18 protein-coding genes are annotated in these 22,480 nt (G+C 60.8%); 12 read left to right on the forward strand and 6 right to left on the reverse strand.

What is annotated here, in order from left to right:
- The first annotated feature begins 615 nt into the window (after nt 1-615).
- From pcaR to pcaC, 11 genes are all read left to right on the forward strand, one after another.
- Complete coding sequence (gene pcaR / locus B0D71_RS09315) at nt 616-1,458, forward strand: pca regulon transcriptional regulator PcaR (RefSeq protein ID WP_008054175.1); 843 nt, start codon at nt 616-618, stop codon at nt 1,456-1,458.
- Nucleotides 1,459-1,581: 123 nt separating this feature from the next.
- On the forward strand, nt 1,582-2,928 hold the full coding sequence (gene pcaK, locus B0D71_RS09320) for a 4-hydroxybenzoate transporter PcaK (protein ID WP_103394507.1): 1,347 nt from the start codon (nt 1,582-1,584) through the stop codon (nt 2,926-2,928).
- Nucleotides 2,929-3,150: 222 nt separating this feature from the next.
- Nucleotides 3,151-4,008 carry a CoA transferase subunit A gene (locus B0D71_RS09325; protein ID WP_008054173.1) on the forward strand — a complete coding sequence of 286 codons (858 nt, stop codon included), beginning with the start codon at nt 3,151-3,153 and terminating at the stop codon, nt 4,006-4,008.
- Nucleotides 4,008-4,787 (forward strand): CoA-transferase subunit beta, encoded by a 780-nt coding sequence (locus B0D71_RS09330; protein WP_103394508.1) that lies wholly within the window; start codon nt 4,008-4,010, stop codon nt 4,785-4,787. The genes B0D71_RS09325 and B0D71_RS09330 overlap by 1 nt, the downstream gene beginning before the upstream one ends.
- On the forward strand, nt 4,784-5,989 hold the full coding sequence (pcaF, locus tag B0D71_RS09335; RefSeq protein ID WP_205885987.1) for a 3-oxoadipyl-CoA thiolase: 1,206 nt from the start codon (nt 4,784-4,786) through the stop codon (nt 5,987-5,989). The genes B0D71_RS09330 and pcaF overlap by 4 nt, the downstream gene beginning before the upstream one ends.
- A 37-nt stretch (nt 5,990-6,026) precedes the next feature.
- Entirely contained in the window at nt 6,027-6,731 is a 705-nt protein-coding gene (gene pcaH, locus B0D71_RS09340) for a protocatechuate 3,4-dioxygenase subunit beta (protein WP_103394510.1), read from the forward strand.
- A 1-nt stretch (nt 6,732) separates the two neighbouring features.
- Entirely contained in the window at nt 6,733-7,299 is a 567-nt protein-coding gene (gene pcaG, locus B0D71_RS09345) for a protocatechuate 3,4-dioxygenase subunit alpha (RefSeq protein ID WP_103394511.1), read from the forward strand.
- A 196-nt stretch (nt 7,300-7,495) separates the two neighbouring features.
- Nucleotides 7,496-8,800 carry an MFS family transporter gene (locus B0D71_RS09350; RefSeq protein ID WP_103394512.1) on the forward strand — a complete coding sequence of 435 codons (1,305 nt, stop codon included), beginning with the start codon at nt 7,496-7,498 and terminating at the stop codon, nt 8,798-8,800.
- Between the two features lie 43 nt (nt 8,801-8,843).
- Entirely contained in the window at nt 8,844-10,208 is a 1,365-nt protein-coding gene (locus tag B0D71_RS09355) for a 3-carboxy-cis,cis-muconate cycloisomerase (RefSeq protein ID WP_103394513.1), read from the forward strand.
- A gap of 12 nt (nt 10,209-10,220) precedes the next feature.
- Nucleotides 10,221-11,012 carry a 3-oxoadipate enol-lactonase gene (gene pcaD, locus B0D71_RS09360; RefSeq protein ID WP_103394514.1) on the forward strand — a complete coding sequence of 264 codons (792 nt, stop codon included), beginning with the start codon at nt 10,221-10,223 and terminating at the stop codon, nt 11,010-11,012.
- A gap of 10 nt (nt 11,013-11,022) precedes the next feature.
- On the forward strand, nt 11,023-11,415 hold the full coding sequence (gene pcaC / locus B0D71_RS09365) for a 4-carboxymuconolactone decarboxylase (RefSeq protein WP_008054163.1): 393 nt from the start codon (nt 11,023-11,025) through the stop codon (nt 11,413-11,415).
- Between the two features lie 105 nt (nt 11,416-11,520).
- Here pcaC and B0D71_RS09375 read toward each other — a convergent pair whose 3' ends face one another.
- The 4 genes from B0D71_RS09375 to B0D71_RS09395 form a co-directional block, all read right to left on the reverse strand.
- Nucleotides 11,521-12,780, reverse strand: a complete 1,260-nt coding sequence (locus B0D71_RS09375) for an OprD family porin (protein WP_103394515.1) — start codon at nt 12,778-12,780, stop codon at nt 11,521-11,523.
- 436 nt (nt 12,781-13,216) lie between these two features.
- Nucleotides 13,217-14,677 (reverse strand): efflux RND transporter outer membrane subunit EmhC, encoded by a 1,461-nt coding sequence (emhC, locus tag B0D71_RS09385; RefSeq protein WP_103394517.1) that lies wholly within the window; start codon nt 14,675-14,677, stop codon nt 13,217-13,219.
- Nucleotides 14,677-17,838 carry an efflux RND transporter permease subunit EmhB gene (emhB, locus tag B0D71_RS09390; protein ID WP_103394518.1) on the reverse strand — a complete coding sequence of 1,054 codons (3,162 nt, stop codon included), beginning with the start codon at nt 17,836-17,838 and terminating at the stop codon, nt 14,677-14,679. The genes emhC and emhB overlap by 1 nt, the downstream gene beginning before the upstream one ends.
- A gap of 3 nt (nt 17,839-17,841) precedes the next feature.
- Nucleotides 17,842-18,999 carry an efflux RND transporter periplasmic adaptor subunit gene (locus B0D71_RS09395; RefSeq protein ID WP_103394519.1) on the reverse strand — a complete coding sequence of 386 codons (1,158 nt, stop codon included), beginning with the start codon at nt 18,997-18,999 and terminating at the stop codon, nt 17,842-17,844.
- A 277-nt stretch (nt 19,000-19,276) separates the two neighbouring features.
- Between B0D71_RS09395 and emhR the strand changes: the two genes are divergently transcribed.
- Nucleotides 19,277-19,909, forward strand: coding sequence for an efflux system transcriptional repressor EmhR (emhR, locus tag B0D71_RS09400; RefSeq protein ID WP_103394520.1), 633 nt, complete (start codon nt 19,277-19,279; stop codon nt 19,907-19,909).
- A gap of 289 nt (nt 19,910-20,198) precedes the next feature.
- On the opposite strand, the gene B0D71_RS09405 is transcribed toward emhR, so the two are convergent.
- Both B0D71_RS09405 and B0D71_RS09410 read right to left on the reverse strand, forming a co-directional pair.
- On the reverse strand, nt 20,199-21,248 hold the full coding sequence (locus B0D71_RS09405) for an alkene reductase (RefSeq protein ID WP_015093859.1): 1,050 nt from the start codon (nt 21,246-21,248) through the stop codon (nt 20,199-20,201).
- 21 nt (nt 21,249-21,269) lie between these two features.
- On the reverse strand, nt 21,270-22,433 hold the full coding sequence (locus B0D71_RS09410) for an MFS transporter (RefSeq protein ID WP_103394521.1): 1,164 nt from the start codon (nt 22,431-22,433) through the stop codon (nt 21,270-21,272).
- Nucleotides 22,434-22,480: the final 47 nt, after the last annotated feature.

Below are 22,480 nucleotides of genomic sequence, written 5' to 3' on the forward strand. Positions count from 1 at the left end.
ATGGGCAATGCCCGTCAAGGCATCGTTGTGCCAACGACGTGATCAATACTTCCATGTTACAGGCGGCCACGGCACCAGAGATAAATAGCTGACGTAGCTTCAGTTTCCTGTTTCAGCAAGCGCACTGGCAAGGCTGTGCAATGCGGATGTGGCGCTTGTGAAGGGCAACGCAGATGGGACATCGCATCGCCGGGCAGCGGGTCCGGAAAGTAAAAAACCGAAGCGCTACTGAATTGTATTATAGCGGCCGATTTGAAGAACACTATCTCCAAAGAGTTAAAAGTGGGTCTTGGGTGTGACAGTGTTGTTGCCCGAAACTTTACGATCAACTAGAACGTCGACTGATACCTCATTGGTGCGATGCCTTTCTGGCGCCATTAAGTCGAACAAGTTACGGTATTTAGAATGCCCCATTAAGTCCTGCGTCGAGTCGATGTAATCATGAGTGCGTGAGTCAGTGAAAAAACGGATATCAGCGGATCGGGTGATTGACACGATGGATTGCGATTATCGGTCGAGCGTTCGATAATCGCCCGGTGTTGGCGGGTTGGGCTTGAGCGTCAGGCGCTAGCCCTTTGTAATAGTCGCTGATCCGAGTGGGTAAAAGGACCTTGTATGAACGATCAAATGCGCAATTCCTTCGCGTCAGTGGCTCCACCCATCGTTGCCTCACCGGCCAAACGGATCCAGGCACTGACCGGTGACCCGGATTTCATGACGTCCCTGGCCCGTGGCCTGGCCGTGGTGCAAGCGTTTCAGGAGCGCAAACGGCACCTGACCATCGCCCAGATCAGCCACCGCACGGAAATTCCCCGCGCCGCTGTGCGCCGTTGCCTGCATACCCTGATCAAACTCGGCTACGCCACTACCGACGGCCGCACCTATTCGTTGCTGCCCAAGGTGCTGACCCTCGGCCATGCCTATGTGTCATCAACGCCGCTGGCGGTTTCCGCCCAGCCTTATCTGGACCGCATGAGCGAACAACTGCACGAGGCTTGCAACATGGCCACGCTGGAAGGAGATGACATTCTGTACATCGCCCGCTCCGCGACCACGCAGCGCCTGATTTCGGTGGACCTGTCGGTAGGCGGGCGCTTGCCGGCCTATTGCACGTCTATGGGGCGGATTCTGCTGGCCGCGCTGGATGACACGTCACTGGGCGAATACCTCGATCACGCCGAATTGCAGGCCAAGACCAGTCGTACGATTCACACCCCCGAGGCATTGCTTGAATGCCTGCAAGAAGTACGACTGCAAGGCTGGTGCATCGTCGACCAGGAACTCGAGCAAGGGCTGCGTTCGATTGCGGTCCCGGTGTACGACGCTTCCGGGCAGGTAGTGGCGGCCCTCAACGTCAGCACCCATGCGGGGCGGGTCAGCCGCAATGAACTTGAACAGCGTTTCCTGCCCGGTTTGTTGAGCGCCAGCCGCGACCTCAGTGCCCAACTGTTTGCCTAAGCTGTTCGATAAACGCACAGAGTTGCGTTTATCGAATTGACGCTGTTTCCTCCGGATCATTACTGTCGCGGCTTCATCAGCGTCTGCTGACACCGTTCGACTGCGATCCGTGGAATAAAAATAATGAACCAGCCTCAGTCTGCTGTAGGTAACTGCCTCGACGTGCAGTCCTTCATCAATGCCCAACCCATTTCGCGCTACCAGTGGCGGGTGGTGATCCTGTGTTTCCTGATTGTCTTCCTCGATGGCCTCGATACCGCGGCCATGGGGTTCATCGCTCCGGCCCTGTCCCAGGACTGGGGTATCGACCGTGCCAGTCTCGGCCCGGTAATGAGCGCGGCTCTGATCGGCATGGTCTTCGGCGCGCTCGGATCGGGGCCCTTGGCTGACCGTTTCGGACGCAAAGTCGTACTGGTCGGGGCCGTGCTTTTGTTCGGCGCCTTCAGCCTGGCCTCGGCCTACAGCAGCAATGTGGACCAGCTACTGGTATTGCGCTTCCTGACCGGCCTGGGTTTGGGTGCCGGCATGCCGAATGCCACGACCCTGCTGTCGGAATACACTCCCGAGCGCAAAAAGTCCCTGCTGGTGACCAGCATGTTCTGCGGTTTCAACCTCGGCATGGCCGGTGGCGGGTTTATTTCGGCCAAGCTCATTCCGGCCTTTGGCTGGCACAGCCTGTTGCTGATCGGCGGGATTCTGCCGCTGATCCTCGCCGTCGTCTTGTTGCTCTGGCTGCCGGAGTCGGCGCGTTACCTGGTGGTACGCAACCGTGGCACGGACAAAGTGCGCAAGGCACTGGCGCCGATTGACCCGACGGTGGTGGCCCAGGCGTCCAGCTTCAGCGTACCGGAACAGAAAACCGTGAAGGCGCGCAATGTGTTCGCGGTGATCTTCTCCGGCACCTACAGCACCGGCACCTTGCTGTTGTGGCTGACCTACTTCATGGGCCTGGTGATCGTTTACCTGCTGACCAGCTGGCTGCCGACGCTGATGCGTGACAGTGGCGCGAGCATGGAGCAGGCCGCCTTCATCGGCGCGCTATTCCAGTTCGGCGGCGTGTTGAGTGCGGTGGGCGTGGGTTGGGCGATGGACCGGTTCAATCCGCACAAGGTCATCGGCACTTTCTACCTGCTGGCCGGGGTGTTTGCCTACGCGGTAGGCCAGAGCCTGGGCAACATCGCGCTGCTGGCGACGCTGGTGCTGGTGGCCGGTATGTGTGTCAACGGTGCGCAATCGGCGATGCCGTCGCTGGCGGCGCGTTTTTATCCGACTCAGGGGCGGGCCACCGGGGTGTCGTGGATGCTCGGGATCGGCCGCTTCGGCGCCATCCTCGGGGCGTGGATGGGCGCGACGCTGCTGGGGCTGGGCTGGAACTTCGAGCAAGTGCTGACGGCGTTGGTGATTCCGGCGGCGCTGGCAACCGCGGCCGTGGTGATCAAGGGCATGGTCAGTCATGCGGATGCGACCTGAGGCTGATTCCCGGATTTTGTAGTGAGTTTTCGGGCCTCATCGCGGGCTTGCCCGCGAAGCTTTTGGGGATCGGTAGCAGAGCAACAATATGTTCGATAATCGAACGCTTAGTCGATTATCGGATTGTTTGACGTTTTGCACAGGCTTAATCTTCAGTCATTCCGGCGCTGCGCATCGGCGCCTTCTTCCACTGTCGGTTAACAATAAACGGGAGCCTGCCCCATGGCTGAAATCCTTTCGCTGCACGACGCGGTGAAGCAATTCGTAAACGACGGCGATACGGTCGCGCTCGAAGGCTTTACCCATCTGATCCCGACGGCGGCGGGTCACGAAATCATTCGTCAGGGCAAAAAAGATCTGACCCTGGTACGGATGACCCCTGACCTGATCTACGACCAGTTGATCGGAGCCGGTTGTGCCCGCAAGCTGATTTTTTCCTGGGGCGGCAACCCGGGTGTCGGCTCCCTGCATCGTCTGCGTGACGCCGTAGAGAAGCAGTGGCCCCACGCGCTGGAAATCGAAGAACACAGCCACGCCGACCTGGCCAATGCCTATGTCGCCGGTGCTTCGGGCCTGCCGTTCGCGGTGCTGCGTGCCTACGCAGGTTCCGACTTGCCGAAGGTCAACCCGCTGATCAAATCCGTCACCTGTCCATTCACCGGCGAAGTGCTGGCGGCCGTGCCTTCGGTGCGCCCGGACATTACCGTGATCCACGCGCAGAAAGCCGATCGCAAGGGCAACGTGCTGCTCTGGGGCATCCTCGGCGTGCAGAAAGAAGCCGCATTGGCCGCCAAGCGCTGCATCGTCACCGTTGAAGAGATCGTCGACGACCTCAATGCACCGATGAATTCCTGTGTACTGCCAACCTGGGCCTTGAGCGCGGTTTGCCACGTGCCTGGCGGTGCGCATCCGTCCTACGCCCACGGCTACAACGAACGCGACAACCGCTTCTACCAGGCCTGGGACCCGATTGCCCGCGACCGTGAAACCTTCACCGCGTGGATCAACGAATACATTCATGGCAGCGCTGACTTCAGCGAGTTCCAGGCCAAACTGGCCGCCGCTTCGGAGGCGAAGTAATGACTTACACCACCAATGAAATGATGACCGTCGCCGCTGCCCGTCGCTTGAAGAACGGTTCGGTGTGCTTCGTCGGTATCGGCCTGCCTTCGAAAGCGGCCAACCTGGCACGCCTCACTTCCTCTCCGGACGTGGTCCTGATCTACGAATCGGGTCCGATCGGTGCCAAGCCGAGCGTACTGCCACTGTCGATCGGTGACGGTGAGTTGGCGGAAACCGCTGACACCGTGGTGCCGACCGGCGAGATTTTCCGCTACTGGCTGCAGGGCGGGCGTATTGACGTCGGCTTCCTTGGCGCGGCGCAAGTCGACCGTTTCGGCAACATCAACACCACCGTGGTCGGCGATTACCACGCGCCGAAAGTACGCCTGCCAGGCGCCGGCGGCGCGCCGGAAATTGCCGGTTCCGCCAAGAGCGTGCTGATCATCCTCAAACAGTCGGCGCGCTCTTTCGTCGACAAACTGGACTTCATCACTTCGGTCGGCCATGGCGAGGGCGGCGATTCGCGCAAGCGTCTCGGCCTGCCGGGCGCCGGCCCGGTCGGGATCATCACCGACCTGTGCATCATGGAACCGGAGGAGGGTACTCACGAATTCGTGGTCACCGCACTGCACCCGGGCGTAACCCGCGAGCAAGTGGTTGCTGCCACTGGCTGGGCGATTCGCTTTGCTGACCATGTAGAGCAAACTGCTGAGCCGACTGAAGTCGAACTGACCGCGCTGCGCGACCTCGAAGCCCGTACCGCTGCCGCACACGGCCAAGCCCCCGGAGAAGCGTGATGCGTGACGTTTATATCTGCGACGCAATTCGCACCCCCATCGGCCGTTTCGGCGGTGGCCTGTCGACGGTGCGTGCCGATGACCTGGCTGCCGTGCCGATCAAAGCCTTGATGGAGCGCAACCCGTCGGTGGACTGGAGTTCCGTGGACGAGGTGTTCCTCGGCTGCGCCAACCAGGCCGGCGAAGACAACCGCAACGTCGCGCGCATGGCTCTGCTGCTGGCCGGCCTGCCGGAAACCATTCCCGGCGTGACCCTCAATCGTCTTTGCGCTTCGGGTATGGATGCCATCGGCACCGCGTTCCGCGCGATCGCCAGCGGCGAGATGGAGCTGGCAATTGCCGGTGGCGTCGAATCGATGTCCCGTGCGCCGTTCGTGATGGGCAAGGCCGATGCCGCGTTTTCGCGCAACATGAAGCTCGAAGACACCACCATCGGCTGGCGCTTCATCAACCCGCTGATGAAAGCCCAGTACGGCGTGGACGCGATGCCGCAGACCGCCGACAACGTGGCTGACGATTACAAGGTCTCCCGCGAAGATCAGGACGCCTTTGCCTTGCGCAGTCAGCTGCGCACCGCCGCCGCGCAAGCCGCCGGGTTCTTCGCCGAAGAAATTGTCGAAGTGCGGATCGCCCACAAGAAGGGTGAAACCGTGGTCAGTCAGGACGAGCATCCTCGCGCCGACACCACCCTGGAAGCCCTGACCAAACTCAAACCGGTCAACGGCCCCGACAAGACCGTCACCGCTGGCAATGCCTCGGGTGTGAACGACGGCGCCGCCGCGTTGATCCTGGCTTCGGCCGAAGCAGTGAAGAAACACGGACTGACCGCTCGCGCCAAAGTGCTGGGCATGGCCAGCGCCGCAGTTGCCCCTCGGGTGATGGGCATCGGCCCGGTGCCGGCAGTGCGCAAACTGATCGAGCGCCTCGGCGTGGCGGTCAGCGATTTCGACGTGATCGAACTCAATGAGGCATTTGCCAGCCAGGGTTTGGCGGTGCTGCGTGAACTGGGGATCGCAGACGACGCGGCCCAGGTCAATCCGAACGGTGGCGCGATTGCCTTGGGCCATCCGTTGGGCATGAGCGGTGCGCGATTGGTGTTGACCGCGTTGCATCAGTTGGAAAAAACCGGTGGCAAGAAAGGTCTGGCGACCATGTGCGTCGGTGTCGGTCAAGGTCTGGCCCTGGCGATCGAGCGCGTCTGACGCGCTCTGAAGACTTATAAGAACTGAGGAATGCTTCATGACTGACAAGCCTGGTTACCGTCGCCCGCAGGCGGGCACTCAGCCGGAGTACCTGCACCCGACCTATCAATCCACCAATCTGCGCTCGCCGTCCAAGCCGTTGGTGTTTTTGCCCCATTCGTTGTCGGAAATTACCGGCCCGACCGTAGGTGCCGAGCGCATCAACGAGAAGGACAACGACCTGACCGCCCAGCACGAGGGGCAGCCACAGGGTGAGCGCATCATCATTCACGGCCGCGTGCTCGATGAAAACGGTCTGCCGGTGCCGGGGATTCTGGTGGAGATCTGGCAGGCCAACGCCGCCGGTCGCTACGCCCATGCCCGCGACCTGCACGACGCGCCGCTGGACCCGAACTTCACTGGCACAGGCCGCACAGTGACCGACGCCGATGGCTGGTATCAGTTCCAGACCATCAAGCCCGGCGCCTATCCGTGGGGCAACCACCACAACGCGTGGCGCCCGGCGCATATTCACTTCTCGTTGTTCGGGCCGAGCATCCTGACGCGCCTGGTGACGCAGATGTATTTCCCGGGCGACCCGCTGCTGGCGTACGACCCGATTTACAACTGCGTGCCCGATACCCGCGCCAAAGAGCGCCTGATCGCCACGTTCGACCTGGAAAAAACCATCCCTTCCTATGCCCTCGGTTATCGCTGGGACATCGTATTGCGCGGCCGTGATGCCACGCCGATGGAGAAATAAGATGACGCTGACTGCGACCACGTCCCACACCGTCGGGCCGTACTACCACATCGGCCTGACCTGGCTGAACCGCGAAAACCTGACCGTCGAGCAAACCCTGGGCGAGCGCGTGGCGATCACCGGGCAAGTGGTCGACGGCAATGGCGACATCGTCAACGACGCGATGCTGGAAGTCTGGCAGGCCAACGCCGCCGGCAAGTATGACCACCCGGAGGACGACCAGGACAAACCCCTGGACCCGAACTTCGAAGGTTTTGGCCGGGTACCGGTGGATGCCGAAGGGCGCTTCCGTTTCACCACCATCAAGCCGGGCACGGTCGAGGGACTCAAAGGCACGACCCAGGCACCGCACCTTGTGGTACTGGTGTTTGCCCGGGGCCTGGTGAAGCACTTGCTGACGCGGATTTACTTTGATGGCGAGGCGGCCAACATCGATGACCCGCTGCTGGAGTGCGTGCCGGCCGAGCGTCGCGGTACTTTGCTGGCGAAAAAGGATGCGTCGGGTGTGTACCAGTGGAATGTGATTCTGCAGGGTACCGATGCCGAGACGGTGTTCTTCGACTATTAAGTGAACACGGCAAATCCCTGTAGGAGCGGGCTTGCTGGCGATTACGGTGTGTCAGTGTCATCAATGTTTAATGACACACCGCAATCGCCAGCAAGCCGGCTCCTACAGAGGGAACTGCGTAGGCTAATGCATCTGCGGAACGGGACTGTTGCAAAGTGTGTCTAGACTCTCACTGTCCCCACAGAGTGAAAAAACAATGGCAACCCCTATAGCTACTACAGCGCTATACACCGGTGAGGAGCGCAGCAAGCGGATCTTCGCGATTGTCGGTGCTTCGTCCGGCAACCTGGTTGAATGGTTCGACTTCTACGTCTACGCCTTCTGTGCGATCTATTTCGCCCCGGCCTTTTTTCCGTCCGATAACCCCACGGTGCAGCTGGTCAATACCGCTGGCGTGTTCGCTGCCGGGTTCCTGATGCGGCCGATTGGCGGCTGGATTTTCGGGCGGTTGGCGGACAAGCACGGTCGCAAGAACTCGATGCTGATCTCGATTCTGATGATGTGCTTCGGCTCGTTGCTGATCGCCTGTCTGCCGACCTACAACAGCATCGGGGTCTGGGCGCCGATCCTGTTGCTGTTCGCCCGTTTGCTGCAAGGTTTGTCGGTGGGCGGAGAGTACGGCACGACCGCGACCTACATGAGTGAAGTGGCGCTCAAGGGCCAGCGCGGATTCTTCGCATCGTTCCAGTACGTGACCCTGATTGGCGGTCAGTTGCTGGCAGTGTCGCTGGTGGTAATCCTGCAGCAGTTCCTCACCGAAGATGACTTGCGCGCCTACGGCTGGCGGATTCCGTTTGTGGTCGGTGCCATGGCGGCGTTGGTTTCGCTGTATTTGCGTCGTTCTCTGAAAGAAACCTCCAGCAAGGAAATGCGCGAAAACAAGGACGCCGGCAGCATCAGCGCGCTGTTTCGTGACCATAAAGCCGCATTCATCACCGTGCTTGGCTACACCGCCGGCGGCTCGCTGATTTTCTACACCTTTACCACGTACATGCAGAAGTACCTGGTGAACACCGCCGGCATGCCGGCCAAGACCGCCAGTTACATCATGACCGGCGCGTTGTTCCTCTATATGTGCATGCAGCCGATCTTCGGCATGCTCGCCGACAAGATTGGCCGACGTAGCTCGATGCTCTGGTTCGGCGCCCTTGGTACGCTGTGCACCGTGCCGATCCTGCTCAGCCTGAAAAGCGTCAGCAGTCCGTTCCTCGCCTTTGTGTTGATTACCCTGGCCCTGGCGATCGTCAGTTTCTACACCTCGATCAGCGGTCTGGTGAAAGCCGAAATGTTCCCGCCCGAGGTGCGTGCACTGGGCGTTGGCCTGGCGTATGCGGTGGCGAATGCGATCTTCGGTGGTTCAGCGGAGTATGTGGCCTTGAGCCTGAAGGCCGTGGGCATGGAAAACTCCTTCTACTGGTACGTGACGGTGATGATGGCGATAGCGTTCCTGTTCAGCCTGCGTCTGCCGAAACAGGCGAAGTACCTGCATCACGATCTTTGATCTTCACGCGCGGACCGCAGGCCCGCGCCTTCAGGAATTGTTTATGAACCAGCGACCGGGCAATCAATTGTTCGATGCCTATTTCACTGCCCGCGATATGCGTGAAGTGTTCTGCGATCAGGGCCGGGTCCAGGCCATGCTTGATTTCGAAGCGGCATTGGCCCGGGCCGAAGCGCAGGTCGGGTTGATTCCGTCGAGTGCTGTCGCGCCGATTGAAGCCGCTTGCAGCGCCGGACTTTATGACTTCGCCGCGTTGGGCGAGGCGATTGCCACCGCGGGTAACTCGGCGATTCCGCTGGTCAAGGCACTGGGCAAACAGATTGCTTCGCAGAATGCCGAGGCTGAGCGTTACGTGCATCTGGGCGCGACCAGTCAGGATGTGATGGACAGCGGCCTGGTGCTGCAACTGCGCCGCGCACTGGAACTGATCGAAAGCGATCTGGCGCAACTGGGCCAAACCCTTGCGATGCAGGCCCAACGTTATGCGGCGACGCCGCTGGCCGGGCGCACCTGGTTGCAGCATGCAACGCCGGTCACCCTCGGCATGAAAATCGCTGGCTGGCTGGGGGCGGTGACGCGCAGTCGCCGGCGCTTGGCCGAGCTCAAGCCGCGGCTGCTGGTGCTGCAATTTGGCGGTGCATCCGGAACCCTGGCGGCCCTGGGAGAACAGGCCATGCCGATTGCCCGTGCGCTGGCCGAAGAGCTGCAACTGGCCTTGCCCGAACAGCCGTGGCACACCCAGCGCGATCGCGTGGTGGAGTTCGGTGCCGCACTCGGCCTGATCGCCGGCAGTCTCGGCAAATTGGGTCGCGACATCAGCCTGTTGATGCAAACCGAGGCCGCCGAAGTGTTCGAACCCTCGGCGCCGGGCAAGGGCGGCTCTTCGACCATGCCGCATAAGCGCAATCCAGTGGGCGCGGCGGTGCTGATTGGCGCGGCGACGCGTGTACCCGGTCTGCTCTCGACGCTGTTCAGCGCCATGCCCCAGGAGCACGAACGCAGCCTCGGCCTGTGGCATGCCGAGTGGGAAACCCTGCCGGAGATTTGCTGCCTGGTGTCGGGCAGCCTGCAGCAAGCGTTGTTGATTGCGCAGGGGCTGGAAGTGGATGCCGCGCGCATGACCCGCAACCTCGATTTGACCCAAGGCCTGGTGCTCGCCGAAGCGGTGAGCATCGTCCTCGCCCAACGGGTCGGCCGCGATACCGCGCATCATCTGCTCGAACACTGCTGCAAGCGCGCCGTGGCCGAACAGCGTCACCTGCGTGCAGTCCTCGGCGACGAACCGCAAGTGACCGCCGAACTGTCGGCGGCTGAACTCGATCATCTGCTGGACCCCGCCCATTACCTCGGCCAGGCGAAAAACTGGGTCGAGCGTGCGGTGGCTGAACATTCTGCATTGACTGCCTGAAGGAGACTTGCTGTGGCTTTTGTACAACTCGCCGAGGGCGAACTGCATTACCAACTCGATGGGCCGGTCGATGCGCCGGTGCTGGTGCTGTCCAACTCCCTGGGCACTGACCTGCACATGTGGGACGCGCAGATCCCAGCGTTTACCGAGCATTTTCGCGTGTTGCGTTTTGACACCCGTGGTCACGGCCAATCGCTGGTGACGCCGGGCCCGTACAGCATCGAGCAACTGGGCCACGACGTGCTCGCCTTGCTGGATGCCTTGCACATCGAACGCGCGCATTTCTGCGGATTGTCCATGGGCGGGCTGATCGGCCAGTGGCTGGGAATCAATGCCGGTTTACGCCTGAACAAGCTGATCGTGTGCAACACCGCAGCGAAAATCGGCGATACGTCGGTGTGGGACCCGCGCATTGAAATGGTGCTGCGCGATGGTCAGGCGGCCATGGTTGCCCTGCGCGATGCGTCGATTGCCCGCTGGTTCACCGCGGATTTTTCCGAGGCCAATCCGGCAGCTGCCAAGCAAATCACCGACATGCTCGCAGCCACTTCGCCCGAAGGTTACGCGGCCAACTGCGCGGCGGTGCGCGATGCCGATTTCCGCGAGCAGTTGTCCTCGATCAAGGCGCCGCTGCTGGTGATCGCAGGCGCTCTGGATGCGGTGACGCCGCCGTCCGGCGGGCACTTCATTCAGGAACATGTGCCGGGCGCCGAGTACGCCGAGTTCTATGCGGCACACTTGTCCAACGTCCAGGCAGGCAACGCGTTCAGCGAGCGCGTGCTGGCGTTTCTGTCGGCTGATTGAGGGTTTTCCTGTGGATGAGAAACAACGTTACGACGAGGGGATGGAAGTCCGTCGCGCGGTACTGGGCGACGCCCACGTCGACCGAAGCCTGACAACCCTGACCGAGTTCAACTCGGAGTTCCAGGAGATGATCACCCGTCACGCCTGGGGCGACATCTGGACCCGCCCGGGCCTGCCGCGCCACACCCGCAGCCTGATCACCATCGCCATGCTGATCGGCATGAACCGCGAGGGCGAACTCAAACTGCACCTGCGCGCCGCTGCCAACAACGGCGTGAGCCGTGGCGAGATCAAGGAAGTGATCATGCAGAGTGCGATCTACTGCGGGATTCCGGCGGCCAATGCGACCTTCCACCTGGCGGAGTCGGTGTGGGATGAGTTGGGGGTTGAGTCGCGGGAATAGAATGATCGCATGACACCTGTAGGAGCCGGCTTGCCGGCGAAGGGGCCTCTGGATGATGCGTTGTTTTCGAGGACGCCTTCGCTGGCAAGCCAGCTCCTACAGGGTTTAGAGCAGGCTGATCGGATAGCTGATGATCAGGCGGTTTTCATCGAACTCGTTGTTGCTGTAGTCGCGACGCATGGTCGAGTTGCGCCATTTCAGGTTCAGGTCTTTCAGCGCACCACTCTGCACGGTGTAGCCCAGCTCCGATTCACGTCCCCATTCCTTGCCGTCAGTGATGCTGCCGGTGTGCACGTTGTCGCCACTGATGTAGCGGTTCATCAGGGTCAGACCCGGCACGCCGAGGGCGGCGAAGTTGTAGTCGTGGCGTACTTGCCATGAGCGTTCCTGGGCGTTGTCGTAGCTGGAGTTGTAGCTGTCGTTGGCCAGGGTGCCGCCGCTGGTGCCGTTGACCCGCATCCAGGCGTTGTCGCCGGTGAGTTTTTGCAGGCCCACGTAGAAGGTGTTACCGCCGTATTTGGCCGAAAACAAGCCGTACAGGGTTTTGTTGTCCAGCTCGCCGGCCCGGGCGCTGCCGTCATCCTTGCCATAGAAGAAGCCCAGGTTGGCGCCCAGAGTCCAGTCGCCAAGCGGTTGGCTGTGAATCAAATTGACGAATTGCTGGCTGTAGATGTCCTTCAGTTCGGCGTTCCACAGGCCGATCTGGGTACGTTTGTCGTTGAACATGTACTCGCCGCCCTGGAAGTTGAAACGGTCGGAGGTGAACGCGGCTTTGCCGGTCATCGACATGTCGTCCATGCTGCTGTCGTCGCGCGGGCTGTTCTGACGGAACTGGCCGCCGTAGAGCGTCAGGCCATTGATTTCCTTCGAGGTGATCTGGCCGCCACGGAAGGTTTGCGGCAGCGAACGGCCATCGTCCGAGCGCAGGATCGGCAATACTGGCATCCACTCGCCGACCTTGATTTCGGTCTGCGACAGCTTGGCCTTGAACGCCACGTTGGTGCGGCCGAAGTTATCTGCCGGGCGACCGTCGTGATCCAGCGGCAGCAGTTGCGTGCCGCCGGTGCCTTTGCCGCCGTCGAGCTTCACCGAATACAAACCGAGCACATCCATGCCGAATCCGACAGTGCCCTGGGTGAACCCGGACTTGGCGTCGAGGATGAAACTCTGCGTCCACTCCTCAGCCTTGCCTTGGGCCTTGGTCGGGTTGGTGAAGTTGCGGTTGATGTAGAAGTTGCGCAGGTTCAGGTTGACCTTGGCGCCTTCGACAAAACCCGATTCTTCGGCGCTGGCGGGCAGGGCAGCGCTGGCCAGGGTCATGGCGATCAGGCTGGGAACGAAGTACTGCGCGGAAGAAGGCGTCATGGGCTCGGGTCTCTCTAATTCTTTGGGATGAAGCGGGGTGATGCCGCAACCCTGGGTTGCAGACGAATATTCGAAATCAGCACAAACGAAGCGGATCAGCCGGAGAGGGCGGGGCGCGGGGGCATGGCGTCGAACCTGTTGTTATTGGTTTTGTGGTTCGGATGGTGCGTGGAATGTACTGAATGGTTCAATTGTTGAAAACGGATTTTGGGCGATTATCGAACGAAGATTGCCGCTGACTTTGTATTGATAGTGCGGGCCCCATCGCGGGCAAGCCCGCTCCCACAGTTGCCCGGTATGGACGCAAATTCTGTGTTCATAAAAGAACCCTGTGGGAGCGGGCTTGCCCGCGATGGGGTCGGATTTAACAATGCACCTTTTCCCGCAGGCAACAAAAAGCCCACCATTCGGTGGGCTTCGTGTTTTCACAGCGCTATCAGAAGTACTTCATCTTCGGCGCTTCTTCTTTCAACGGCTCGTTCTTTGCCGTCTGTTCGTTCCAGCCACCGCCCAGGGCCTTGTACAGGTTTACCTGGCTGACCAGTTGCGCCAGGCGGTCGGTGATCAGTACCTGTTGCGCACTGAACAGCTGACGCTGGGCATCGAGGAAGGTCAGGTTGCTGTCGACACCGATGCGGTAACGACGCTCGGCCAGCCGGTAGTAGTCCTGGTTGGCACTGACGAAATCTTTCTGTGCCTGCAACTGCTGGACGTAGGTCTGGCGGGCGGCCAGGCCGTCGGCGACTTCCTGGAAGGCCGTTTGAATGGACTTCTCGTAGTTCGCCACGCCGATGTCTTTCTGGATTTTCGAGTAATCCAGGCTGGCGCTCAGGGCGCCGGCGTTGAAGATCGGCAGGTTGATCTGCGGCTGGAACAGCCAGGTACCCGAACCGCCCTTGAACAGACCGGACAGGTCCGGGCTCAGGGTGCCGGCATTGGCTGTCAGGCTGATGCTCGGGAAGAACGCAGCCCGCGCCGCGCCGATGTTGGCGTTGGCGGCCTTGAGGTTGTACTCGGCCTGAAGGATGTCCGGACGACGATGCAACAGGTCCGACGGCAGGCCGGGCGGAACGTCGCTCAGCAAGTTGTCGTCAAGCGGTTTGGCCGCTTGCAGGTTGGCCGGGATACCGGTGCCGAGCAGCAGCACCAGGCTGTTCTCGTCCTGCGCGACCTGACGGGTGTACTTGGCCAGTTGTGCACGGGCGTTTTCCACCGAGGTGCGCGACTGAGCCAGGTCCAGGGCCGAGGCGACGCCGACTTCGTTGCTGCGGGCGGTGAGCTTGTAGCTCTCCTCGAAGGCGGCCAGGGTGTCCTGGGTCAGCTTGTACAGCTCCTTGTCGGCCTGCCAGGTCAGGTAGGCATTGGCCACGCTGGCCACCAGGCTGATCTGTGTGCTGCGACGGCCTTCTTCAGTGGCGAAGTACTTCTGCAGGGCTTCTTCGTTCAGGCTGCGAACCCGACCGAACAGGTCGAGTTCATAGGCGCTGACGCCAACAGTTGCCGAGTAGGAACTGGTGATGCCGGCTTCGCCGGTCTGCGAAGCGTTAGCCGGAACCCGCTGCCGGCTGCCAGTGCCGTTGGCCGAGACGGCCGGGAACAAATCGGCGCGGGAGATGCGGTACTGCGCGGCAAACGCATCGATGTTCAGGGCCGCGACACGCAGGTCACGGTTGTTTTCCAGGGCCACCTGGATCAGCTGTTGCAGCGCCGGGTCATGGAAAAACTGCTTCCAGCCCTGCTCGGCAGCCGCTTGCGCCGGTGCCTGGGCCGGCGAGTACGCCAGGCCCTGCGGGTACTGGCCCGCCACCGGTGCTTCGGGCTGCTGATAATCAGGTATCAGCGAGCAGCCACCGAGCACGAAGGCGGCGACTGCCAGGGAGAGTAGCGACTTGCTCATTAGCCAGCCTCTTTAGGAGTTTCAGTAGCGTCATCCTGGTCGACCTTTTTACGTTGGCCAATGGACGACACGGTGACGAAAAACAGCGGGACCCAGAAGATCGCCAGCACAGTGGCGGTGATCATACCGCCGATCACGCCGGTACCGATTGCATGTTGGCTACCGGAACCTGCGCCCGTGGATATCGCCAGTGGTACCACACCGAGGACGAAGGCGAGCGAGGTCATGATGATCGGTCGCAGACGCATGCGGCAGGCTTCGATCGCCGCGTCGCGCAGGCTACGCCCTTGTTCATGCAGTTCCTTTGCAAATTCGACAATCAGAATGGCGTTTTTCGCCGCCAGACCGATAGTCGTCAACAAACCTACCTGGAAGTACACGTCATTGGACAAACCGCGCAGGCTGGTGGCCATCAGTGCACCGATGATCCCCAGCGGTACCACCAACATGACCGCGATCGGAATCGACCAGCTTTCATACAACGCCGCCAGACACAGGAACACCATCAGCAGCGACAGGGCGTACAGCGCTGGCGCTTGCGAACCGGACAGACGTTCTTCGTACGACAGGCCGGTCCAGGAAATACCGACACCCGCCGGCAGTTTCTTGGCAATGGCTTCGACTTCGAGCATGGCTTCACCGGTGGAATAGCCTGGCGCCGGGGCACCGAGGATTTCCATCGCTTCCACACCGTTGTAGCGGGCCAGTTTCGGCGAACCGTAGATCCACTCGCCCTTGGCGAACGCCGAGAACGGAACCATGGTGCCGGCGCTGTTGCGCACGTACCACTTCTGCAGGTCTTCAGGGCCCATTCGAGAGCCTGGCTTGCCTTGCACGTAAACCTTCTTCACCCGACCACGGTCGATGAAGTCGTTGACGTAGCTACTGCCCAGGGCAATCGACAGGGTGTTGTTGATGTCGGCGATGGTAATGCCCAGGGCACTGGCCTTCTCGTCATCGATTTCCAGCTGGTATTGCGGTTCGTCGTTCAGGCCGTTCGGACGCACCTGAGTCAGAATCTTGCTTTGCGCGGCCATACCAAGGAACTGGTTACGCGCTTCCATCAGTTTTTCGTGACCGATACCGGCGCGGTCCTGCAGGAACACGTCGAAACCGGTGGCGTTACCCAGTTCCAGTACCGCCGGTGGCGCGAAGGCGAACACCATGGCATCGCGGAAGGTGAAGAAGTGCTGCTGGGCACGGGCCGCCACCTTGAACACGTTGTTGTCGGCGTTACGTTCGTCCCAAGGACGCAGCATGATGAACGCCATACCCGAGCTCTGGCCACGGCCGGCGAAGTTGAAGCCGGTCACGGTAAACACCGAGTTCACCGCATCGCCTTCGCCGCCATCCTTGCCAGGGCGCAGGAGGAATTCACGCATTTCATCGACGACCACTTGGGTACGCTGGGCGGTGGAACCGGCCGGGGTTTGCACCTGGGCGAACAGTACACCCTGGTCTTCTTCCGGCAGGAACGCCGTTGGAATGCGGGTGAACAGCCAGATCATGCCAACCACGATCAGCAGGTACGCCAGCAGGTACGGGATCTTGCGCTGCAGGATATTGCCGACACCACGTTCGTAGCCACGAACGCCGCGGTCGAAATTGCGGTTGAACCAGCCAAAGAAACCGCGTTTCGGGGTGCCGTGTTCGCCTTTCGGGATCGGCTTGAGCATGGTTGCGCAAAGCGCCGGGGTGAAGATCAGTGCAACCAGTACCGACAGGGCCATGGCCGAGACGATGGTGATCGAGAACTGCTTGTAGATCACACCGGTGGAACCGCTGAAGAACGCCATCGGCAGCAAAACCGCCGACAGCACCAGGGCGATACCGACCAGTGCGCCCTGGATCTGGCCCATGGACTTCTTGGTGGCTTCCTTGGGTGACAGGCCTTCCTCGCTCATCACCCGTTCGACGTTTTCCACCACGACGATGGCGTCGTCCACCAGCAAGCCGATGGCCAGCACCATGCCGAACATGGTCAGGGTGTTGATGCTGAACCCGGCGGCCGCGAGGATGCCGAACGTACCGAGCAATACCACCGGTACGGTCATGGTGGTGATCACCGTGGCGCGGAAGTTTTGCAGGAACAGGAACATCACCAGGAACACCAGCGCGATCGCTTCGACCAGGGTGTGAACCACGCCCTTGATCGATTCCGTTACGACCGGGGTGGTGTCATACGGGAACACCACTTCCATCCCTTGCGGGAAGAACGGCTTGAGGCTGTCGATGGTTGTGCGCAGGGCCTTGGCGGTATCCAGAGCGTTGGCGCCAGTGGCCAGTTTCACCGCCAGACCGGAAGCCGGGGCACCGTTGAACTGGGCGTTGATGCTGTAGTTCTCACCACCCAGACCGACTTCGGCAACGTCTTTCAAGCGAACCTGGGAACCGTCCTTGTTGACCTTGAGCAGAATCTTGTCGAATTGCTCCGCGGTCTGCAGACGGGTCTTGCCAATGATCGTCGCGTTCAACTGGGTGCCGGGCAGGGCAGGCAGGCCGCCGAGCTGGCCGGACGACACCTGGACGTTCTGCGCGGCGATGGCGGTTTTGACGTCGATCGGGGTCAGGTTGTAGTTGTTCAACTTGGCCGGGTCCAGCCAGATACGCATGGCGTACTGCGAACCGAACACCTGGAAGTCGCCGACACCGGCGGTCCGGGAGATCGGGTCCTGCATGTTCGACACGATGTAGTTGGACAGGTCGTCCTTGGTCATGCTGCCGTCACGCGACACCACGCCGATCACCAACAGGAAGTTCTTCACCGCCTTGGTGACGCGGATACCCTGCTGTTGCACTTCTTGCGGCAGCAACGGGGTGGCCAGGTTCAGCTTGTTCTGCACCTGAACCTGTGCGGTGTCGGAGTTGGTGCCTTGCTCGAAGGTCGCGGTAATGGTCATGGTGCCGTCGGAGTTACTTTCCGACGAGACATAACGCAGGTTGTCGATACCGTTGAGCTGTTGCTCGATCACCTGAACCACGGTGTCCTGTACCGTTTGTGCCGAAGCACCCGGGTAGGTCACGGAGATGGCGATCGCTGGAGGCGCAATGCTCGGGTACTGGTTGATCGGCAACCGGAGGATCGATAGTGCCCCGACCAACATGATCACCAGGGCAATTACCCAGGCGAAAATCGGACGGTCGATAAAAAATTTCGACATGGTTTACTCCCCTTTGCCGCCGGAGGCTTTATCAGCTGCCTGGGCGGGGGCCGGGTTCTTTGCGGCTACGTTGGTCGCTTCACTGGCCTTGACTTCGATGCCAGGTTTGACGAATTGCAGACCTTCGGTGATCAGGCGATCGCCGGCTTTCAGGCCATCTTCGATCAGCCACTGGTTACCGACGGTGCGGTTGGCCTTGAGTTGACGCAGTTCGACCTTGTTGTCCGGGCCGACAACCAGTGCGGTCGGTGTACCTTTGAGGTCGCGGGTCACGCCTTGCTGCGGGGCCAGGATCGCCGCGCTGTTCACACCGGCCAGCAACTTGGCGTGCACGAACATGCCAGGCAGAAGCGTGTGGTCAGGGTTCGGGAAAATGGCGCGCAGGGTGACGGAACCGGTGGTCTGGTCAACCGAGATTTCGGAGAACTCCAGCTTGCCGTCCAGCTTGTAGTCGCTGCCGTCTTCGAGGGTCAGCTTGACCGAGGCCGCGTTATCGCCGGCTTTTTGCAGGCGACCGCTTTCCAGCTCACGGCGCAATTGCAATAACTCGACCGAGGACTGCGTCACGTCGACGTAGATCGGGTCGATTTGCTGAATCACCGCCATCGCATCGACCTGGGCATTGCTGACCAGTGCGCCTTCGGTCACCGAGGAGCGGCCGATACGGCCGGTCAACGGGGCATAGACCTTGGTGTAGCGCACGTTGATCTGAGCGGTTTGCAGCGCGGCTTCCGATTGCAGGCGGTTGGCCACGGCGGTGTCGTATTCCTGACGGCTTACGGCTTGTTCGTCGACCAGTTGCTTGTAGCGATCGGAAACCGACTTGGTCGAACGCAGGTTGGCTTCGGCGCTGGCGAGCGTAGCTTCATAGATCGAAGGGTCGATCTGATAGAGCTGCTGGCCGGCCTTGACGTCGCTGCCTTCCTTGAACAGGCGCTTGAGAATGATGCCGTTGACCTGAGGACGGACTTCGGCAATGCGGAACGCACTGGTACGGCCGGGCAGATCGGATGTCAGGGTGAAAGCTTGCGGTTGCAGAGTCACGACGCCGACCTGAGGCGGTGGGGCGGCCGGTGCTGCCTCTTCCTTTTTGCATCCGCTGAGTAGCGATGCCAAGGCGACGGCGGCGACCAGGGCGGTAACGGCTGGCTTGAATTGCATGAAAATCCTCGGGTCAGGCGCGCAACGTGCGCACTAGAAAGGTGGAAGGTTGAAAAGTGTTTGCCGAGTGGATAAGTAGCTTGCTAAGGAATATACTTACGTACATGGCTGTTTGTAAATACCCAGGCTGCGTATCAACGTCCTTACACAAGCCGTTACACAAGCCGTTGAAAGGTTGGAATTGTAGGCCGGGGACGAACCCCTAGAACGTTCGCCCCACTTTTATTCAGCTGATATTCAGACATCGCTGAAGCACCCTGATTGAGGTTGTACTGCCATGGTCCGTCGTACCAAAGAGGAAGCTCAGGAAACCCGCGCGCAAATTCTCGTGGCGGCCGAAAAGGCCTTTTTCGAGCGAGGCGTGGCGCGCACGACCCTGGCGGACATCGCGACCCTGGCCGGCGTCACTCGCGGGGCTATTTACTGGCATTTCAGCAACAAGGCGGATCTGGTGCAGGCCATGCTCGATACCTTGCATGAGCCGCTGGAAGAAATGGCCAAGGCCAGCGAGAGCGAAGACGAACTCGATCCCCTGGGCTGCATGCGCAAGCTGCTGATTCATTTGTTTCATCAAATTGCGCTGGACCCGAAAACCCGACGCATTAATGAGATTCTGTTTCATAAGTGCGAATTCACCGATGAAATGTGCGACCTGCGCCAACAGCGCGTGGCAGCCAGCCTCGAATGCAATGTGCGAATCGGCCTGGCCCTGAGTAATGCCGTGAATCGCGGCCAGTTGCCGGAAAACCTCGACACTGCCCGCGCCGCCATCAGCCTGCATGCTTATATTGACGGCATTCTGTACCAGTGGTTGCTGGCCCCCGACAGCTTTGAATTGCACACCGAAGCCGAGCGTTGGGTCGATACAGGGCTGGACATGCTGCGCTTGAGCCCGAGCCTGCGCAAATAAAGCAAAATGCGTAATCGGCGTCTTGTGTGTCAACCGTTGAAGCCGAAGATGAACAGTTCTTCACGCGCCCTTCGACAATGGGGTGCTTTTATATACTTACAGTCGGCAGGTTGACAGGTAGCAAGCTCAGTAATTTGTAGGGATTTTGTGTCGAGTCTGTGAGCATCTGCCGATGATCGCGGCCCCTGTGGGAGCAAGCTCGCTCCCACAGTGGATAGTGTCAAACCGTCAGATATTAAAAAGCCCCGGCTCTTTCGAGTCGGGGCTTTTGCGTTTCAATGGCTGCCGATTACAGCGTCGGGTAGTCGATGTAGCCAACCGGGCCCTTGGCGTAGAACAGTTCCGGACGCGCTTCGTTCAGCGGCGCGTCAGCCTGCAGACGTGCCGGCAGGTCAGGGTTGGCAATGAAAGGTACGCCGAAGGCGACTGCATCGGCCTTGCCGCTGGCGAGCAACGCGTTGGCGCTGTCCTTGGTGAAGCGCTCATTGGCGATGTAAGGGCCACCGAAGGCTTCCTTGAGTTGTGGGCCGAGGCTGTCGGCACCTTCTTTCTCCCGTGAGCAAATGAAGGCAATGCCACGCTTGCCCAGTTCGCGAGCGACGTAGGTGAAGGTCTCGGCCAGGTTGTCGTCGCCCATGTCATGCAGGTCGGCGCGTGGCGACAGGTGCACGCCCACACGGCCGGCCCCCCAGATTTCGATCGCCGCGTCAGTCACTTCCAGCAGCAGGCGGGCACGGTTTTCCAGGGAGCCGCCGTAGTTGTCGGTGCGCTGGTTGGTGCTGCTTTGCAGGAACTGGTCGAGCAGGTAACCGTTGGCGGCATGAATTTCCACACCGTCGAAGCCGGCGGCCTTGGCGTTCTCGGCACCGACGCGGTAAGCATCGACGATGTCGGCGATTTCAGCGGTTTCCAGGGCGCGCGGCACAGGGAAGTCGGCCAACGGACGCACCAGGCTGACGTGGCCCTTTGGCTGGATGGCGCTCGGCGCGACCGGGGCTTCATCGTTCAGGTACAAACCATGGGAAATACGACCCACGTGCCACAGTTGCAGGAAGATCTTGCCGCCAGCGCCATGGATAGCCTTGGTCACGTTTGACCAGCCACGCACCTGATCGTTGGACCAGATGCCGGGGGTGTCCGGGTAGCCGACGCCCATCGGGGTGACCGAGGTCGCTTCGCTGAGGATCAGGCCGGCCGAAGCACGCTGCACGTAGTATTCAGCCATCAGCGCGTTGGGCACGCGGCCTTCGTCGGCGCGGCAGCGGGTCAGTGGCGCCATGATGATGCGGTTGGCCAACTCGAGGTCGCCCAGTTTGATCGGATCGAAAATAGTGGTCATTCAGCATCTCTCTTTTGAAGATCAATTAGCAGGTGCCAGCTCGGGATTGCCGCTCTGACGGAAAGTAATCAGGGTCACCAGCAGGGCGAGTACCGCCAGTACGGCTGCCGCGAGCGGCACGCTGGTCAGGCCGAAGCCGTGGGCGATCACGCTGCCGCCGACCCAGGCACCGAGTGCGTTGCCGACGTTGAAAGCGCCGATGTTCAAGGTCGACACCAGGTTCGGTGCGGCCTTGCCGAAGGTCACTACGTTCACTTGCAGCGCCGGTACGGCGGCAAAACACGCGGTGGCCCAGAGGAACAGGGTGATTTCGGTCGGAATCAGCGCGACGCTGGTCCAGGTCAGCACGGTGGACACCACCGCCATGGTGATGAATACGCCGATCAGCGTCGCGGCCATGCCTTTGTCGGCCAGCTTGCCGCCGATGATGTTGCCGACCGTCAGGCCCAGACCGATGAGCATCAGGGTCCAGGTCACGCCGCGGGGCGAAACACCGGTGACTTCGCCAAGCAGCGGCGCGACGTAGGTGAACAGGGTGAACACCGAGGCGGCGAACAGTGCGGTCATGCTCAGGGACAGCCAGATGCCGCCGCCCTTGAGTGCGGCCAGTTCGGCACGCATGTCGAGTTTTTCTTCATCACGCTTGGCCGGCAGGAAACGGATCAAACCGATCAGCGCAATCACGCCGATCACGGTCACGGCCCAGAAGGTCGAACGCCAGCCGGCTTCCTGACCAAGGGCGGTGCCCAGCGGTACACCGAGGACGTTGGCCAGGGTCAGGCCGGTGAACATCAGGGCTACGGCCGAGGCGCGTTTGTTCGCCGGCACCAGGCCGGCGGCTACCACTGAACCGATACCGAAGAAGGCGCCGTGGCACAGGGCGGTGACCACACGAGCGAACATCAGCACGTTGTAGTCACCGGCCACTGCGCAGAGCAGGTTGCCGATAATGAAGATGCCCATCAACGCCACCAGGGCTGCCTTGCGCGGCAGTTTGGCGGTGACCAGCGCCATGAACGGCGCGCCGATGGCCACGCCCAGGGCGTAACCGGTCACCAGCCAGCCGGCACCGGGAATCGACACGCCGAGGTCAGCCGCCACGTTGGGCAGCAGGCCCATGATGACGAACTCGGTAGTGCCGATGGCGAAGGCGCTCAAGGCGAGGATGAGTAGCGAGAGGGGCATTGTTTAATTCCTTGTCGGCTGGCTGACGTGGGGGGCGTTCTTAATTG

Source organism: Pseudomonas laurylsulfativorans, from assembly GCF_002906155.1.
Classification (GTDB): domain Bacteria; phylum Pseudomonadota; class Gammaproteobacteria; order Pseudomonadales; family Pseudomonadaceae; genus Aquipseudomonas; species Aquipseudomonas laurylsulfativorans.

Coding starts and splice junctions, on each gene's coding strand:
- B0D71_RS09325 (WP_008054173.1), top strand. CDS start 3,151: ATGGCTGAAATCCTTTCGCTGCACGACGCGGTGAAGCAATTCGTAAAC.
- pcaH (WP_103394510.1), top strand. CDS start 6,027: ATGACTGACAAGCCTGGTTACCGTCGCCCGCAGGCGGGCACTCAGCCG.
- emhB (WP_103394518.1), bottom strand. CDS start 17,838: ATGTCGAAATTTTTTATCGACCGTCCGATTTTCGCCTGGGTAATTGCC.
- B0D71_RS09350 (WP_103394512.1), top strand. CDS start 7,496: ATGGCAACCCCTATAGCTACTACAGCGCTATACACCGGTGAGGAGCGC.
- B0D71_RS09410 (WP_103394521.1), bottom strand. CDS start 22,433: ATGCCCCTCTCGCTACTCATCCTCGCCTTGAGCGCCTTCGCCATCGGC.
- emhR (WP_103394520.1), top strand. CDS start 19,277: ATGGTCCGTCGTACCAAAGAGGAAGCTCAGGAAACCCGCGCGCAAATT.
- pcaR (WP_008054175.1), top strand. CDS start 616: ATGAACGATCAAATGCGCAATTCCTTCGCGTCAGTGGCTCCACCCATC.
- pcaG (WP_103394511.1), top strand. CDS start 6,733: ATGACGCTGACTGCGACCACGTCCCACACCGTCGGGCCGTACTACCAC.
- emhC (WP_103394517.1), bottom strand. CDS start 14,677: ATGAGCAAGTCGCTACTCTCCCTGGCAGTCGCCGCCTTCGTGCTCGGT.
- B0D71_RS09395 (WP_103394519.1), bottom strand. CDS start 18,999: ATGCAATTCAAGCCAGCCGTTACCGCCCTGGTCGCCGCCGTCGCCTTG.
- B0D71_RS09375 (WP_103394515.1), bottom strand. CDS start 12,780: ATGACGCCTTCTTCCGCGCAGTACTTCGTTCCCAGCCTGATCGCCATG.
- B0D71_RS09405 (WP_015093859.1), bottom strand. CDS start 21,248: ATGACCACTATTTTCGATCCGATCAAACTGGGCGACCTCGAGTTGGCC.
- B0D71_RS09330 (WP_103394508.1), top strand. CDS start 4,008: ATGACTTACACCACCAATGAAATGATGACCGTCGCCGCTGCCCGTCGC.
- B0D71_RS09355 (WP_103394513.1), top strand. CDS start 8,844: ATGAACCAGCGACCGGGCAATCAATTGTTCGATGCCTATTTCACTGCC.
- pcaK (WP_103394507.1), top strand. CDS start 1,582: ATGAACCAGCCTCAGTCTGCTGTAGGTAACTGCCTCGACGTGCAGTCC.